The organism is Mycobacterium sp. (assembly GCF_036273375.1).
Lineage (GTDB): Bacteria > Actinomycetota > Actinomycetes > Mycobacteriales > Mycobacteriaceae > Mycobacterium.
This window is the reverse complement of sequence record NZ_DASUHS010000248.1, coordinates 24,178-39,688: the sequence shown is the minus strand read 5'-3', so window position 1 is coordinate 39,688 and position 15,511 is coordinate 24,178. Positions and strand designations below refer to the sequence as shown.

At 67.1% G+C, this 15,511-nt stretch carries 9 protein-coding genes; 3 read left to right on the top strand and 6 right to left on the bottom strand.

Annotation, left to right across the window (positions count from 1 at the left end; genetic code table 11):
- Positions 1–100: 100 nt before the first annotated feature.
- A complete protein-coding gene (gltD, locus tag VFW69_RS21855; protein WP_526504503.1) occupies positions 101–1,567 on the bottom strand; it encodes a glutamate synthase small subunit in 1,467 nt (488 codons plus the stop codon).
- Complete coding sequence (gene gltB / locus VFW69_RS21850; protein WP_526504501.1) at positions 1,560–6,143, bottom strand: glutamate synthase large subunit; 4,584 nt, start codon at positions 6,141–6,143, stop codon at positions 1,560–1,562. Before gltB ends, gltD begins: the two co-directional genes overlap by 8 nt.
- Positions 6,144–6,785: 642 nt before the next feature.
- Here gltB and VFW69_RS21845 point away from each other — a divergent pair.
- Positions 6,786–8,045: a MinD/ParA family ATP-binding protein gene (locus VFW69_RS21845; RefSeq protein ID WP_526504499.1), complete on the top strand. Its 1,260-nt coding sequence runs from the start codon at positions 6,786–6,788 to the stop codon at positions 8,043–8,045.
- On the opposite strand, the gene sigI is transcribed toward VFW69_RS21845, so the two are convergent.
- Positions 8,042–8,899 (bottom strand): RNA polymerase sigma factor SigI, encoded by an 858-nt coding sequence (gene sigI, locus VFW69_RS21840; protein WP_526504497.1) that lies wholly within the window; start codon positions 8,897–8,899, stop codon positions 8,042–8,044. The two genes, VFW69_RS21845 and sigI, sit on opposite strands and share 4 nt — an antisense overlap.
- 111 nt (positions 8,900–9,010) lie before the next feature.
- On the opposite strand from sigI, the gene VFW69_RS21835 reads away from it, so the two are divergent.
- Entirely contained in the window at positions 9,011–9,862 is an 852-nt protein-coding gene (locus VFW69_RS21835) for an NAD(P)H-binding protein (RefSeq protein ID WP_526504495.1), read from the top strand.
- A gap of 1 nt (position 9,863) precedes the next feature.
- Positions 9,864–10,304 carry a nitroreductase family deazaflavin-dependent oxidoreductase gene (locus VFW69_RS21830; protein WP_526504493.1) on the top strand — a complete coding sequence of 147 codons (441 nt, stop codon included), beginning with the start codon at positions 9,864–9,866 and terminating at the stop codon, positions 10,302–10,304.
- 3 nt (positions 10,305–10,307) lie between these two features.
- Here VFW69_RS21830 and eccA read toward each other — a convergent pair whose 3' ends face one another.
- From eccA to mycP, 3 genes are all read right to left on the bottom strand, one after another.
- The gene (gene eccA, locus VFW69_RS21825) at positions 10,308–12,158 is read right to left on the bottom strand and encodes a type VII secretion AAA-ATPase EccA (protein WP_526504491.1); all 1,851 of its coding nucleotides are present in this window, start codon (positions 12,156–12,158) and stop codon (positions 10,308–10,310) included.
- 121 nt (positions 12,159–12,279) lie between these two features.
- Positions 12,280–13,890: a type VII secretion protein EccE gene (gene eccE / locus VFW69_RS21820; RefSeq protein WP_526504489.1), complete on the bottom strand. Its 1,611-nt coding sequence runs from the start codon at positions 13,888–13,890 to the stop codon at positions 12,280–12,282.
- Positions 13,887–15,494, bottom strand: coding sequence for a type VII secretion-associated serine protease mycosin (gene mycP / locus VFW69_RS21815; protein WP_526504583.1), 1,608 nt, complete (start codon positions 15,492–15,494; stop codon positions 13,887–13,889). The genes eccE and mycP overlap by 4 nt, the downstream gene beginning before the upstream one ends.
- Between the last annotated feature and the right edge of the window lie 17 nt (positions 15,495–15,511).

Here is a 15,511-nt window from a genome sequence, read left to right as displayed (position 1 = left end):
GTGAGCGGGCTCACAACGGGTTATTAGACACCTGACGTCTGGCAAACAGTGGGAGACTCGCCGAGCGAACTCGGTCATGTTTCTTGTGTGACTGGTGTTACTACTGAAGCGGCACCGCGGTGGACTTGACCGGCGCCGGCAGCGCGGTCGACCCCATCAGGAATCGGTCCGCCGCGGCCGCAGCAGCCCTGCCCTCAGCTATCGCCCAGACGATCAGCGACTGGCCGCGGCCCATGTCGCCGGCAACGAAGACGCCCGGAACCGACGTGTCGAAATCGGCGCCGCGGGCGACGTTGCCGCGCTCGGTGAGTTTTACCTCGAGGTCGGTGAGCAGGCCCTCTTTCTCGGGGCCGACAAATCCCATCGCCAGCAACACCAGGTCGGCCTCGAGTTCGAACTCGGACCCCTCCACCTTGACGAACTTGCCGTCTTGCATGGTCACCTCGTGCGCCTTGAGCGCCGTCACGTGACCGTCCTCGCCGGCGAATTCCTCGGTGTTGACCGAGAACACCCGCTCGCCGCCCTCTTCGTGCGCCGAGGACACCCGGTACATCAGTGGGTAGGTCGGCCACGGGGTGGACGGCGCGCGCGTCTCCGGCGGGCGCGGCATGATCTCGAACTGGTGGATCACTGCCGCACCCTGCCGGTGCACGGTGCCCAGGCAGTCGGCGCCGGTGTCCCCGCCACCGATGATGACGACCTTCTTGTCTTTGGCAGTGATCGGCGGCTCCCCGTCGGGGCCCAGCACGTCGTCGCCCTCCTGCACGCGGTTACCCCACGGCAGGTATTCCATCGCCTGGTGGATGCCGTCCAGTTCACGGCCGGGGATCGGCAGATCACGCCCGGCGGTGGCACCGCCGGCCAGCACCACGGCGTCGAAGTCGGCACGCAGTTGCTCGGCGGTGATGTCGACGCCGACATTGACCCCGGCCCGGAATTCGGTTCCCTCGGCTCGCATTTGATCCAGCCGGCGGTCCAGCACGCGCTTTTCCATCTTGAATTCCGGGATGCCGTAGCGCAGCAGTCCACCGATGCGATCGGCCCGCTCGAACACGGTGACCGTGTGGCCGGCGCGGGTCAGCTGCTGGGCGGCGGCCAAACCCGCCGGCCCGGAACCGACCACGGCGACCTTTTTCCCGGTCTTCTCCTCCGGTGGCAACGGCCGCACCCAGCCCTCGTCGAAGGCCTTGTCGATGATCTCCAGCTCGATCTGCTTGATCGTCACCGGATCCTGGTTGATGCCGAGCACACAGGCCGGTTCACAGGGAGCCGGGCACAGCCGCCCGGTGAAGTCCGGAAAGTTGTTGGTCGCGTGTAGCCGTTCGATGGCATCGCGCCACCGGTCCCTGCGCACCAGGTCGTTCCATTCCGGAATCAGGTTGCCCAGCGGGCAACCGTTGTGGCAGAACGGGATACCGCAGTCCATGCAGCGGGTCGCCTGCTCGCGCAACGTCTCGTTATCGAATTCTTCGTAGACCTCGCGCCAGTCGCGCAACCGCAGCGGGACAGGCCGACGCTTCGGCAGTTCCCGATGCGTGTACTTCAGGAAGCCGCTCGGATCAGCCATGCGCGGCCGCCATGATCGCCTTGTCAACATCCGCGCCGTCGCGTTCGGCTTCGGCTATGGCCTGTAGCACCCGCTTGTAGTCCCGCGGCATCACCTTGGCGAAGTGCCGCTGGTGTTGCGACCAGTCACCCAGAATGCGCTGGCCGACAGCGGAATCGGTGGCATCAACGTGTGCCTCAATCATGCCGTGCAACCATCCGTAATCATCTTCATCCAAGCTCTCGAGCTCGACCATCTCCGCGTTGAGATTGCCTGGGAATTCGCCCTGCGGATCGTAAATGTAGGCCACGCCGCCGGACATGCCTGCCGCGAAGTTGCGGCCGGTGCGACCGAGCACGACGACCTTGCCGCCGGTCATGTATTCGCAACCGTGGTCGCCGACACCCTCGACGACGGTGTGCGCCCCGGAGTTACGGACGGCGAACCGCTCGCCGACGACGCCGCGCAGGTACGCCTCGCCGCTGGTCGCGCCGAACAGGATCACGTTGCCGCCGATGATGTTGTCCTCGGCAACGTAGTCCTGGGGTGCGTCGTCCGAGGGCCGAACCACGATCCGGCCACCGGACAGGCCCTTGCCGACGTAATCGTTGGCGTCGCCGTAGACGCGCAGCGTGATGCCCCGCGGCACAAACGCACCGAAGCTGTTGCCCGCCGAGCCGTCGAAGGTGATGTCGATGGTCCCGTCCGGCAACCCTTGTCCGCCATAAGCTTTGGTGACCTCATGGCCGAGCATGGTGCCCACCGTGCGGTTGACGTTGCCGATGGTCGTGGAGAACCGCACCGGCTTTCCGGAGTCCAGCGCCTCGCGGCTCATCACGATCAACTGCTGGTCCAGTGCCTTATCCAGACCGTGGTCTTGGCGCGAGCTGCAGTACAGGTCCTGGTTCATGAACGCCGATTCCGGCTCGTGCAGCACCGGGCCCAGATCCAGCCGGTGCGCCTTCCAGTGGGCCCGCGCCAACGTCATGTCCAAGGAGTTCACCTGACCGACGGCCTCGTTGAGCGTGCGGAATCCCAACTGCGCCATGTATTCGCGCACCTCTTCGGCGATGAACATGAAGAAGTTCTCGACGAATTCAGGCTTGCCGGTGAAGCGTTCGCGCAGCACCGGGTTCTGGGTGGCTACCCCGACGGGGCAGGTGTCCAGGTGGCAGACCCGCATCATGATGCAGCCGGAGACCACCAGCGGCGCGGTGGCGAAGCCGAATTCCTCGGCACCGAGCAGCGCCGCGATCATCACGTCGCGGCCCGTCTTGAGCTGGCCGTCCACCTGAACCACGATCCGGTCACGTAATCCGTTCAGCAGCAACGTCTGCTGCGTCTCGGCCAGCCCCAGCTCCCAGGGTGCCCCGGCGTGCTTCATCGAAGTCAGCGGAGTCGCGCCGGTACCGCCGTCGTGCCCGGAGATCAGCACCACGTCGGCGTGGGCCTTGGACACGCCCGCGGCAACCGTGCCGACCCCGTTTTCGGAGACCAGCTTGACATGCACCCGCGCGGACGGGTTGGCGTTCTTCAGGTCGTGGATCAGCTGCGCCAGATCCTCGATGGAGTAGATGTCGTGGTGGGGCGGCGGCGAAATCAGGCCGACGCCTGGGGTGGAATGGCGTACCTCGGCAACCCAGGGGTACACCTTGTGTCCCGGAAGCTGGCCGCCCTCACCGGGTTTCGCACCCTGCGCCATCTTGATCTGGATGTCGGTGCAGTTCGTCAGGTAGTGCGACGTGACGCCGAACCGCCCGGAGGCGACCTGTTTGATCGAACTGCGCCGCCAATCGCCGTTGGGATCGCGGTCGAACCGTTTGACGTCTTCGCCGCCTTCACCGCAGTTGGACCGGCCGCCCAGCCGGTTCATCGCGATGGCCAGCGTCTCGTGCGCCTCGGCGGAGATCGAGCCGTAGCTCATCGCCCCGGTCGAGAAGCGCTTGACGATTTCACTGGCGGGCTCGACCTCGTCCACGGGAATCGGGGGATTGATCCCGGCCCGGAACTTGAGCAGGCCGCGCAGCGATGCCATCCGCTCGCTCTGGTCGTCGACCAGACGGGTGTAGTCCTTGAACACCTTGTAGTGACCGGTGCGCGTCGCGTGCTGCAGCTTGAAGACGGTCTCAGGGTTGAACAGGTGGTACTCGCCCTCGCGGCGCCACTGGTATTCCCCGCCCACCTCGAGCTCGCGGTGGGCCCGCTCGTCCGGGCGGTCCAGGTAGGCCAGCGCGTGCCGGACGGCGACGTCGGCGGCGATGTCGTCCAGGGTGATGCCGCCGATGGGACAGCTCAAGCCGGCGAAGTACTCGCTGAGCACGTCCTCGGAAATGCCGACCGCCTGGAACAACTGGGCACCGGTGTAGGAGGCCACCGTCGAAATGCCCATCTTGGACATGACTTTCAGCACGCCCTTGCCGGCGGCCTTGATGTAGTTGCTCAGCGCCGTCTTGCGGTCAATGCCTTCGATCACGCCGCGATCGAGCATGTCCTCGATGGACTCGAATGCCATGTACGGATTGATCGCCGCGGCGCCGAAGCCGACAAGCGCAGCCATGTGGTGGACCTCGCGGGCGTCACCGGTTTCCACCACCAGCCCGACGTGGGTCCGGGTCCGGTCGCGCACCAGGTGGTGGTGCACCCCCGCCACCGCGAGCAGCGACGGGATGGGCGCCAGCTGTTCGTCGGATTCGCGGTCGGACAGGATGATCACTCGCGCGCCGTCAGCGATCGCCGCCGACGCCTGCGCGCGCACCTCCTCGAGCGCGGAAGCCAGCCCGGCGCCGCCCTCGGCGACCGGGTACAAACAACGAATCACCTTGGAGCGCATGCCATGCGGGCGACCATTGACCTCGGCATCCGGGTCGAGATTGATCAGCTTCGCCAGCTCCCGGTTACGCAGAATCGGCTGCGCCAGCGCGATCTGATGACACGAGCGCTCGGTCGGCGTGAGCAGGTCGCGCTCGCCGCCGGTGGTGCCCTGAAGACTGGTCACCACCTCCTCGCGGATGGCGTCCAGCGGCGGGTTGGTCACCTGCGCGAAGAGCTGCTGGAAGTAGTCGTAGAGCATCCGGGGCCGCTGCGAGAGCACCGCGACCGGGGTGTCGGTGCCCATCGACCCGATCGGCTCGGCGCCGCTGCGGACCATCGGCGCGACCAGGAGGTTGAGTTCCTCGTAGTTGTAGCCAAAGATCTGCTGACGCTTGACCAGCCGGTCATGGGGCATCCGCTTGTAGTTACCCTGCGGCAGGTCGTCGAGCGGGACCAGGTTCTTGTCCAGCCACTCCTGGTACGGGTGCTCGGCAGCCAGCTCCGCCTTGATCTCCTCGTCGGAGACGATGCGGCCCTGCGCGGTGTCCACCAGGAACATGCGGCCGGGCTGCAAACGCATCCGGCGGACCACCTTGGCCGGGTCCAGGTCCAGCACGCCGGCCTCGGACGCCATGACCACCAAGCCGTCTTCGGTGACCCAGATTCGCGAGGGGCGCAAGCCATTACGGTCGAGCACGGCACCGATGATGGTTCCGTCGGTGAACGTGATCGACGCGGGGCCGTCCCACGGCTCCATCAACGAGGCGTGGTACTGGTAGAAAGCCCGCCGCGCGGGATCCATCGACTCGTTGCGTTCCCAGGCCTCGGGGATCATCATCAACACCGCGTGGGCCAGGCTGCGCCCGCCCAGGTGGAGAAGTTCGAGCACCTCATCGAAACGTGCGGTGTCGGACGCCCCCGGCGTACAGATCGGGTACAACTTCTCGACGTCGGCTTCGGCTCCGAAAACGTCGGTCTTGATCAGCGCCTCGCGGGCCCGCATCCAGTTCTCGTTACCGGTGACGGTGTTGATCTCACCGTTGTGCGCGACGCGGCGGAACGGGTGCGCCAGCGGCCAGGACGGGAAAGTGTTGGTGGAGAACCGGGAGTGCACGATACCCAGCGCGCTGGTCAACCGATCGTCTTGCAGGTCAAGGTAAAACGCCTTGAGTTGAGGCGTGGTCAGCATGCCCTTGTAGACGAGTGTCTGACCGGAAAGGCTTGGGAAATAGACGGTTTCACGGCCGGGCCCGTCTTGGCCGGGACCCTTGGTGCCCAATTCGTGCTCGGCGCGCTTACGCACCACATAGGCGCGGCGCTCCAGCGTCATCCCGGATGCGCCCGCCATGAATACCTGCCGGAAGGTGGGCATCGCGTCGCGGGACAAGGCGCCCAGCGACGAGTCGTCGATGGGCACGTTGCGCCAGCCCAGCACCGTCAGGCCCTCGGCTTCGGCGATCTTCTCCACCGCGGCACACGCCGTGGCGGCGTCCTTGGACGACTGCGGCAGGAACGCGATGCCGGTGGCGTAGCTGCCCTCGGGGGGCAATTCGAAGTCGACGACCTCGCGCAGAAAGGCGTCCGGGACCTGAAGCATGATGCCGGCGCCGTCACCACTGCGAGGCTCGGCGCCCTGGGCACCCCGGTGCTCGAGGTTCAGCAACGCGGTGATTGCCTTCTCCACGATGTCGCGGCTACGACGGCCGTGCATATCGACGACCATGGCAACCCCGCACGAGTCGTGCTCGAACGCGGGGTTGTATAACCCGACGCGCTTGGGCGTCATATGCACCTGACCCTTCACCTGAACGTTCTGCGCGGCCGTTAGCAGCGGCCCCGACGAGGTCGCACCCGGAAGTTGCGGGCTAGAACCCCTTCGGTCTTGTCTCGATGGGCTGTGCCCCCGGCGGAGATGATCCTGTAGGGACGTCCGTGCAGCTTTGAACGGTGGCCTGGAACCGGTCTCGACAAGTCGTAAAACGATATGACAATACCCGCCTGACATGCCAACTTCGTCAAGTCTAACCGCCGGCTGGCAGCGTCGTAAATTTCGCTGCTGGGTGTTGATATGCAATTATGCCCACCCCCAGTCCGGGGCCACGAATTCTTTCGATAGCTGCGCGTATTCCAGGAGGTCTTGGCCCGGGCAGTCCCGCCCGACGAGTTTGCTGACGAGCACGCTGGGTGGGTTGGCGATGTTGCTATGCGCGGGTATGAGCGTGCTCAGCGCGCAACCGGGTGCGTCTTGGCGGCGCGGAGCCGCGCGCGGCCGAGTTTGCAGGTTCACGCATAGGGCGCGGCAGGAGATACTGGACGGGATTGGTCACACCCGGCCGTCGCAGGTTGGGCGGTGGCGCTTATCACGTAATACGTTCGTCGCCGCCGCCCCTTTGGGGCGACGATCGACCACCCGGCACGCGAGGAGCCCATGAACGAGCGCGACGAATTCCTGCGGGACCGTCTGCAGCCCGAGCGGGCGAACACCCCGGCGGCACGCCCGTCCGGTCCCTCCCCACAGCAGCCCCAGCCCACCCCGCAGCGGCCTCAGACCGCCACGCCTCCCGTCGCCCAGCGGCCCGCTCCCCCGCGTCCGCCGTCAGCCCCCTCCCGGCCCCCACCGGCTCGGCCGTCGGCGCCGCCGCAGGGCTGGTCGCCCACACAGTCGGCTCCGGCCGCCCCGCCATCGTTCCGGCCGCCACCCCGGCAGCCGACCCATCCCACACCGCAGCAGGCTCCCCACACGGGCCCCCAACCGCATCTTCAGCAGGGCGGGGAGCTACCCGACCGCGGTTGGCGACGCGTCTTGCGGCTGGCCACCTTCGGCCTGATCAACCTGGGCCCGTCTCCCGCCCAGCAGCAGGAGGCACAGTTCGAAGCGGCCATCCGGACCCGCCTGTACGGCAACTACAAGGTCGGCGTGCTGGGCAAGGGCGGCGTGGGAAAGACGTCGGTGGCCGCGAGCGTGGGCTCACTGTTCGCCACACTCCGCCGGCAGGACCACGTCGTGGCTATCGACGCCGACACCGCGTTCGGCCGGCTCAGCAGCCGAATCGATCCGGCGTCGACGGGCTCGTTCTGGGAGCTCACCGCCGACAAGAACCTCCGGTCCTTCGACGATGTAGTGGCGCGGCTGGGCCGCAATTCCGCGGGCCTTCATGTGCTCGCCGGCGAACCGGCGTCGGGCCCGCGCCGGGTGCTCGATCCGGCGATCTACCGGGAAGCCGCGCTTCGGCTGGACCGCCATTTCACGATCTCGGTCATCGACTGCGGCTCGACGATGGACTCGCCGCTCACCCAGGAAGTCCTGCGCGACCTGGATGCGCTGATCGTCGTGTCTTCGCCCTGGGCCGACGGCGCATCCGCGGCGGCGCGGACCATGGAGTGGCTGACCGATCACGGCTTAACCACGTTGTTGCGGCACAGCATCGTGGTGCTCAACGATTCCGACGGGCACGCCGACAAACGCACCCGGGCATTGCTCGCTCGCGAGTTCACCGATCACGGCCGCCCGGTCATCGAAGTGCCTTTCGACCCCCACCTGCGGCCCGGCGGCGTCATCGACGTGGGCCACGAGCTGGCCCCGGCCACGCGCCGCAAGTTCCTCGAGGTCACCGCGACCATCGCCGGCTACTTCGCCGCCCGTCCCGACGGCGCGAAAGACCAGCGGCCGACCGACAAGCAGAACTAAGCCCGGGCCGCGGGGTCGGCGATCGCCTCGATCTTGCGCACCCGGGATTCGCGGATCGTCAGCACGATGACGGCGAACAGGCGGCGTTCGCTGAAGGCCAGCAGCACCGGTCCCCCCGCCGGACCGCTGACCAGGGTCACGTCCGGCCACAGGTAGCGCAACAGGTTGGTGGCCACGGCATCTGGCCCGTGGTTGATCTGTGGTGGCGGCACCGGGTCCGCGAGGATCGTGCCCACGCCCCACACCGTCGGATCCAGGACGGCGGCCAACGCCTGAAGGTCACCGTTGGCGCAGGCGGTGATGAACTTTTCGGTGACCAGCTGGTGCTCTACCGGCGCGACTTCGGTCAAATTCGGTTGTGCGGCATGGAATTTAGACCGCGCACGCCGTGCCAGCTGCCGGCAGGTGCCGACCGGGCGGCCCACGGTTTGCGAGATCGAATCGAAGGGGACACCGAATACGTCGTGCAGCACGAAGGCGACCCGTTCACCGGGACTGAGCCTGCGCAATACTTCGAGCAGCGCGGTGCGGATCTCATCATCGAGGGTGACCCGGTCGGCCGGGTCGAAGCGGCGCGGCGCCGGTTGTTCCGCGACTTCGCCGGGGCGCTCGTAGCGGGCGCGTGCCGAGCGCACCTGGTCGAGACAGAGGCGGCTGGCCACCACGGTCAGCCAGCCGCGGGCGTCCTCGATCTCGTTTACGTCGGCGCGCGAAAGCCGCAGAAAGGCCTCTTGCGCAATGTCTTCCGCCTCGCCGATATCACCGAGCATCTGGTAGGCGAGGTTGACCAGATACGGGCGGTGGCGACGCCAGGCCTCGCTGACCTGGTCGCTGGCTGACGACGACTGGTTCATGACTCTTCGACGATCTGCTGGGGCAAAAAGTTACGGGTTTGCGATGTAACTTTCCCACCTTCTGCCCCGTCGTTTCAGCAGTGCAAGAAGTTCACGGAAAGGAGCCCTCTCATGACCATCGTCGTCACCGGTGCGACCGGCAACGTTGGACGCCCACTCGTCACCGAACTGCTCGCCGCGGGAGCCCAAGTTCGGGCGGTCACCCGACAACCGGCGCCGGCCGCCTTTCCCCCGAACGTGGAGGTGTTCGGTTCGGCTGCCGACGCGCTGGCGGGTGCCTCCGCGGTGTTCCTGAACTCGCGGGCGCTGGGCGGACAGTTGGAAGACGTGGTGGCGCAATGCGGGCGGGCCGGAGTCACCAAGCTTGTCGCGCTGTCGGCGATCAATGCCGACGACGACGTCACCCGGCAGCCGTCCCGGTTTCGCGGCGACCGCAACAGGGAGGTCGAGCGTCTGGCGGTCGACTCCGGCCTGGCCTGGGTGAGCCTGCGGCCCACGGTGTTCGCGACGAACTTCGCCGGCATGTGGTCTGCGCAGATCCGCGCCGGCGACGTGGTCGCCGGGCCGTACGCCGCCGCATCGATCGCCCCGATCGTCGAGACGGACATCTCGGGCGTCGCGGCGCGCGCGTTGCTCACCGACGAACTTGTCGGACAGCGGATCCCGCTGACTGGTCCCAGGGCGTTCACCAACTCGGAGCTGGTCGAGGTCATCGGCGGTGTCCTGGGCCGGGCGCTGCAGTATCGCGAGATCCCCGCTGACGCGGTGCGCCAAGGGTTTATCGGGTTGGGGTTCGGCGCCGGATTCGCCGACGCCTACATCGCCATGCTCGGCGAGACGGTCGGCCGGCCCGCCCTGGTCACCCACGATGTGGAGAAGATCCTCGGCCGCCCGCCAGTTCCGTTCGCGCACTGGGTGTCCGAGCACCGCGGTGTATTCGACAACGAGAAAGTAGGAATCTGAGATGACCGATCCACGTCCCCCGCGCTACCTCAAGCCGATGAATAAGTTCATGATGGCGGTGCAACGGCTCGGGATTCCGACCGGGCCCGCAATGGTGCTCACCGTGCCCGGGCGCAAGTCGGGTCAACCACGCAGCACCCCGATGACGCCGTTCCATTTCCAGGGCGGCCTCTACGTGGTGGCCGGTTATCCCGGCGCCGACTGGGCGGCGAATGCCCGCGCCGCGGGCATCGGCACCCTCAGCCGTGGCCGACGCTCGCGCTCCGTCCGGATCGTCGAACTGTCCGCCAGCGAGGCCCGGCCGGTGCTGCGGGCGTTCCCCACCGAAGTTCCGGTCGGTGTGGCCTTTGCGAAACGGTCGGGCACGGTGCGCGACGGAACGGCCGACGAATTCGAAGCACTGGCGGGCCGGCTCGCCGTTTTCCGCTTCGAGCCGGCCTAACCATCACCAGACGATGGCCGCCATGTCGCGGTTGTCCGAACATACGCTGCGCACCGCGGCCTGCAGGTCGGCCGCGGTAATGATTTGCAGATCCTCCACCGTCACCGGCTGGCCCGCGCGCTTTTGTGCGACCACTCGGGTGTCACGAAAGCCCTCGGCACGTTCGACGACGTTGCGGGCGAACCTTCCGTTCTGCATCGCGTCGATGCCGTGGCGCCCGCCGGGAGTGGTGTAGCTGCGGATGGTCGTGGCCGCGTCCAAGAACGATTCGCGTGCGCCCTTGTCGAGCAGGCTGGCGCGCGGCGTGGCGTAGCGGTGGGCGATCTCGACGATCTCTGCCGGCGAGTACGACTCGAAGCGCAGCTTGCGGTTGAACCGGCCGGCCAATCCCGGGTTCACGGTTAGGAACGCATCCACCTGGTCTTCGTAACCCGCGCCGATGAAACAGAAGTCGAATCGGTGTACTTCCAACGCAACCAGGAGCTGGGTGACGGCCTCCATACCGATCATGTCGGGTGTGCCGTCCTGATGGCGCTCGATCAGGGAATAGAACTCATCCATGAAAATGATTCGCCCGAGCGACTTTTCGATCAGTTCGTTGGTCTTGGGCCCCGACTCGCCGATGAAGTGGCCGCAGAAATCCGAGCGGCGCACCTCCCGGATCTCGGGGTGCCGCACGATTCCCATGCCGGCATAGATCTTGCCCAGGGCTTCGGCGGTGGTCGTTTTACCGGTACCGGGCGGGCCGACCAGCAGCATGTGGTTGGTCTGGCCCTCCACCGGCAGGCCATGCTCGAGCCGCATTGTTCGCACTTCGAGTTGGTCTTCCAGCGCAGCGACCGCTGCCTTGACCGCGGCCAGTCCCACCTGTTTGGCCAACAGCTTGCGCCCCTCGGCCAACAGCTCGGCGCGCCGATCGTTGGCGGCGTCGTCGTCGAGTTCGTCGCGGCTCTTCGCCGACGAGGGGTCCCATCGGTCGGTGCGGCGGTCGATGGTTTGTTCGTCGGTCACGACCAGGTGCAGGTTCGGGTCGGCCAGCGCTTCTTTGGCCGCTTCGGTCAGGACCCCGTTGATGGTGGCCTTGGAAAGCCAGATCTGGGCCTTGTCCTCCTCGCGCAGCTGCCGGTGCACCATCCCCCGCACATAGGCCAGATCGGCAACGAGCAGCGGTATGTCGGCCGGGCCGATCGAGGCGGTCAACACATCGGAGTCGAAGCGTGACGACGACTGGGTGTGCCCGATCACGTCGACGCGGTCCAGCCAGTCGAGGGCGACCCGGCCCTGCCCGAGGTGGGCGGCTGCGTGAGCGGCCAGCGCGCAAATCGACGCCGTCACAGCCGACATCACGATGGCATGCGCGGGCAGCTCCTCGGCGGCGGCAAGCAGTACGTCCGGCCAGCGTTGCGAGCGGTACATCAAAAACGTCCGGGCCAGCTGGTGCCACTGGTAGTTGGTCCATGAGTCCAGCAGGTCACGGTTGGCCAACAGCTTGTCCGCCTCGGCGTATTCCCCGGCGATCGTCAACGCGGACGCCAACGCCAGCCCGACCTGTGATGCGTCGGTGACGGTGATGCCGATGTAGGGACCCAGCTGAATCTCCGCGGCCAGTGTCTGGCCGATGCGCGTGGTCTCGCGGTGTAGCCATTCGCTGGTGACGTAGAGCTGTCGCAACGAGGCCAAGTCGTTGTCACCGCAAGCGATGCGTCCCAGCCACGCATCGGCCATCGACTTGTCGGCGTCGGTGGCAGCGACGAATTCGGGTAACGCCGCCGCTCGGCCCTGTTGGCTCTTGATCGCCATGGCACGGTCGAAATGCCTTCGGGCTGTTTGTAAGTCACCCATCGCGTCCCCCATCCCGAGCGCCGTGGGTATGGTCGTCGAGGTTACGTGCAGCCACCCTCCGCCTATTCGAGCTGTCGCCGCAACCGGTACGTGCGCTCATCACACTGTGCCTCAAACTCGCCTTACCGACCCGCTATGTGCCGACCGACATGCTTACCGGCTCGAGACTGACGTAGCGGTTCTCGGCACGGAACATGTCCATCTCGACAAGCCAATCGTGTCCTGCTGCACTGACGTTCACCACCGCCGGGCTAATCTGCTCGATGATCAGCTCGAAGCCGTGCCGTTGTCCCTCGGACAGCTTGGCCCCCGCGGGTGCGACGGTGATCACGGTCGCCGGTCGCGGAGTGGGCGAGATCGCAGCCTCGATACCTCCGCCTTCGGCCGCACCGAAGCCGTTACCCCGTTTCGCAGCGTACTCGACCACGCTCACGGTGGTCCGTGGTGCGGGACGCGAGCTGCTCACGACGCTGATCTCCGGCATGCGCACGCTGACCCAGCGCGACATGTCACGGGTGTGCACGCAGACCCGCTCGCCGGCGCCGGCGGTGCGGATCACGAGCCGCTTGGCGATTGGGTCGTCCGCCGCGACGAATACACGCGACAACTCACCGGCGTCGGTAACCGGCATCAGCAGCCGATCACCGTTGCTCAATTTGCCGATCAGAACGCCCGACGGTCCGATCTCGGTAACCAGTTGTGTAGGCAGCGGGCTGCGCCGAATGCCGCGCAGATGCGGAAGGGGACCGCACATGTTCGCGGCCGCGGCAGCTGCCTGCTCGCCGTTGAGCCGGCGCAGGATCACGCTGGGTGGCGTAGGTGCGGGCGTCGGCGTGCGCACGGTGATCGTCGCGGTGCATTCGGAGTTCGGAAACAGCGTGACGTTCTGGATGACCTCGTCGGCGCGCAGTGTCCACGCCTGCGACAGGTTGCGCGACGTGATCGCCTCGGCCGGGTATGCGTAGGTGGTCATCCAACCCGCTTCTCCGCGTATGGCTTTCCATCTCTGCACGTTTCCCGACACCGCGTCCCGCCCGAGCCGGCGATCGAGCTCGACAAGGTCGGTGGCGGTGGCCACCTTTGCCCGCAATCCTTGGCAGCGCAACAACCCCGCGATGCGTTGTGCGACGGAAATGGCCGCCGCGCCAACCGTCGTGCGCCAGAAGAGGGCTTGAGCGTTGTCGATCACCGCCAGCCGCATGATCAGCCACGTCTCGCGGCGGCCCGCGTAGGGTGGCGTTCCGATCTCCGAGTCGTACACCCGCGGAAAGTCACCGGTGGTGCCGTGCCGAGAACCGATGGTGACGACGCTGATCGATTCGAGCTGCAGGCCCAAGGCCTGGTGCAGCATCGGTACCAATTCGACGATGTCGAGCTCGTTTTCGGTCTCGACTGTCACCGAGCCGGTTACCATGGTCGCTCGGTGACCCCTGCCGAGTAGCTGCACCGCAACCACGGCGACACCGTCTTGCACGCGGACACCGCCACCGGATCGGTTGTTGGCCACGGTGATCGGGACAGTCCAATCGATCGGACGCCGGCCTCGCCGCCACAAGACGGCCCACGCCCACGCCGGCTGACCCCACCAGCGCACGAAGACCAGTGCAATCCCCACCACCACGGCGACAGCCGCGCCGATGTAACCGCCCACAAGCCAGCTCGCGAATGCGAGAACGAACACCACCCACACGCCGACGACCCGCCGGTTGCTGCCCCGGGTGAACCCGGTGAGGGCGGGCCTCACCGAGCCCTCCGCAGTCGCGCCGCGATCGCGAACACCAGCACACCGGCGGCCACCATCCCCAGGAATCCGATGGCGATGTTGCGTGCCCGGTGGTCCGGCGGCGGGAGCGGCGGGGGCGGCGTGATGACCCGGCTTTGGGCGCCCGGCGCCAGCCGCTCGCCCGGCGGGATGTTGAAGGTCAACGCGGCGACCGGGTCCACCAACCCGTACCCGACCTTATTGTCAACGCCCGCAGGCGGATTGTGCGCCGACTGCACGATTCGGTTGATCACCTGATGCGCGCTGAGGTCCGGGAATTTCGCCCGCACCAATGCCGCGACGCCGCTGACGTAGGCCGCCGAGAAACTGGTCCCCCAGAACGGCATGTTCTTCTCGCCCGGCCGCGACGGCGGGTAGGCATTGACCGGGCCGCCGCCTTGTGGCGAGAGGCCCATGATGTGGGTTCCCGGCGCGGCCACACCGACCCAGGGACCCGACATGCTCTTGTCGAGCGGGGCGCCCGTGGCGTCGACGGCACCCACCGACAGGACGTAATCGGAAAACCACGAGGGCGCCGAGACGATTTTGACCTGATGCCAGTCCCGGGGATCCGACGGGTCCAACGGGTCGTACGTCGGGTTGTTGTTGCAACCGGCTTCCCCATCGTTGCCTGCTGCCGCGACGATCACCGCGTCCTTCGCGGTGGACGCGTACCACAGCGCGGCACCCAGCGCTCGCTGATCCGCGGGGGAGGCGGCGGGCAGGCACGCGGTGACGGACACGTTGATCACCTTGGCCCCCATGTTCGCGGCGTGAACCACCGCGCGCGCAACCGAATTCAGCGTTCCGGCTTTGACCTTCTCGTCGGAGTAGGGATCTCCCGGCGGCGGGTTGACCGGTTCGAAGGCGCGTGACGATTGCCGGATCGAGATGATGGTCGCGTGCGGGGCCACCCCCACCACCCCGTCGGGCGCTCCCGGGGGCAGCGGCGGCACCGCGGGTTCGTCCTCGGTCTGTGGATCGGCCGGGCCGTTCGACGCGGCGGTAGCGCCGCCTCCCTCCGGCGGCGGGGGCGGCGGCGGTGGTGGGGGCGGCGGAAGGACCTGGGTGATCGTCACCGGCGGCGGCGGGGGCGGGGGTGCCACCGGGGGTGGAACCTCGACCGGTGGGGGCGGTCCGCCGGCGACCGGCGGCAGACCGGCCGGCGGAGGGAATGCCGGAGTGGCGGGCATCGGCCGCGGCATCGGCAGAATCCCTTGCGGCGCAGCCCCGATGATCGAGCTGACGATCGTGCCGTGGGCGTCGCAATCCGACAGGCCGTCCTCGCCCATGATGTAGTCGCCACCGGGTACCACCGGTAGCCGCGCGTTCGGCGACACCCCGGTGTCGATGACCGCCACGGGCACACCGTTGCCGGTGCTGTATTGCCAAGCCTTCGTGATGTTCAGCAAGTTAAAGCCCGGGGCCATTTGCGCCACATCGGGGTTTCTCACCGTGATCGGGGTCGAGCAGCTGTTGGCGCGGCGCATCGGCTGGTCGGGTCGTGGCGGCCCGTCCGGCGGGACCATCCCCGGATCCACCGAGGGCGGTGTAATGGCAAGTGCGGCGGGGATATTGGCTGACATCGCGACCAGGGCGAAGG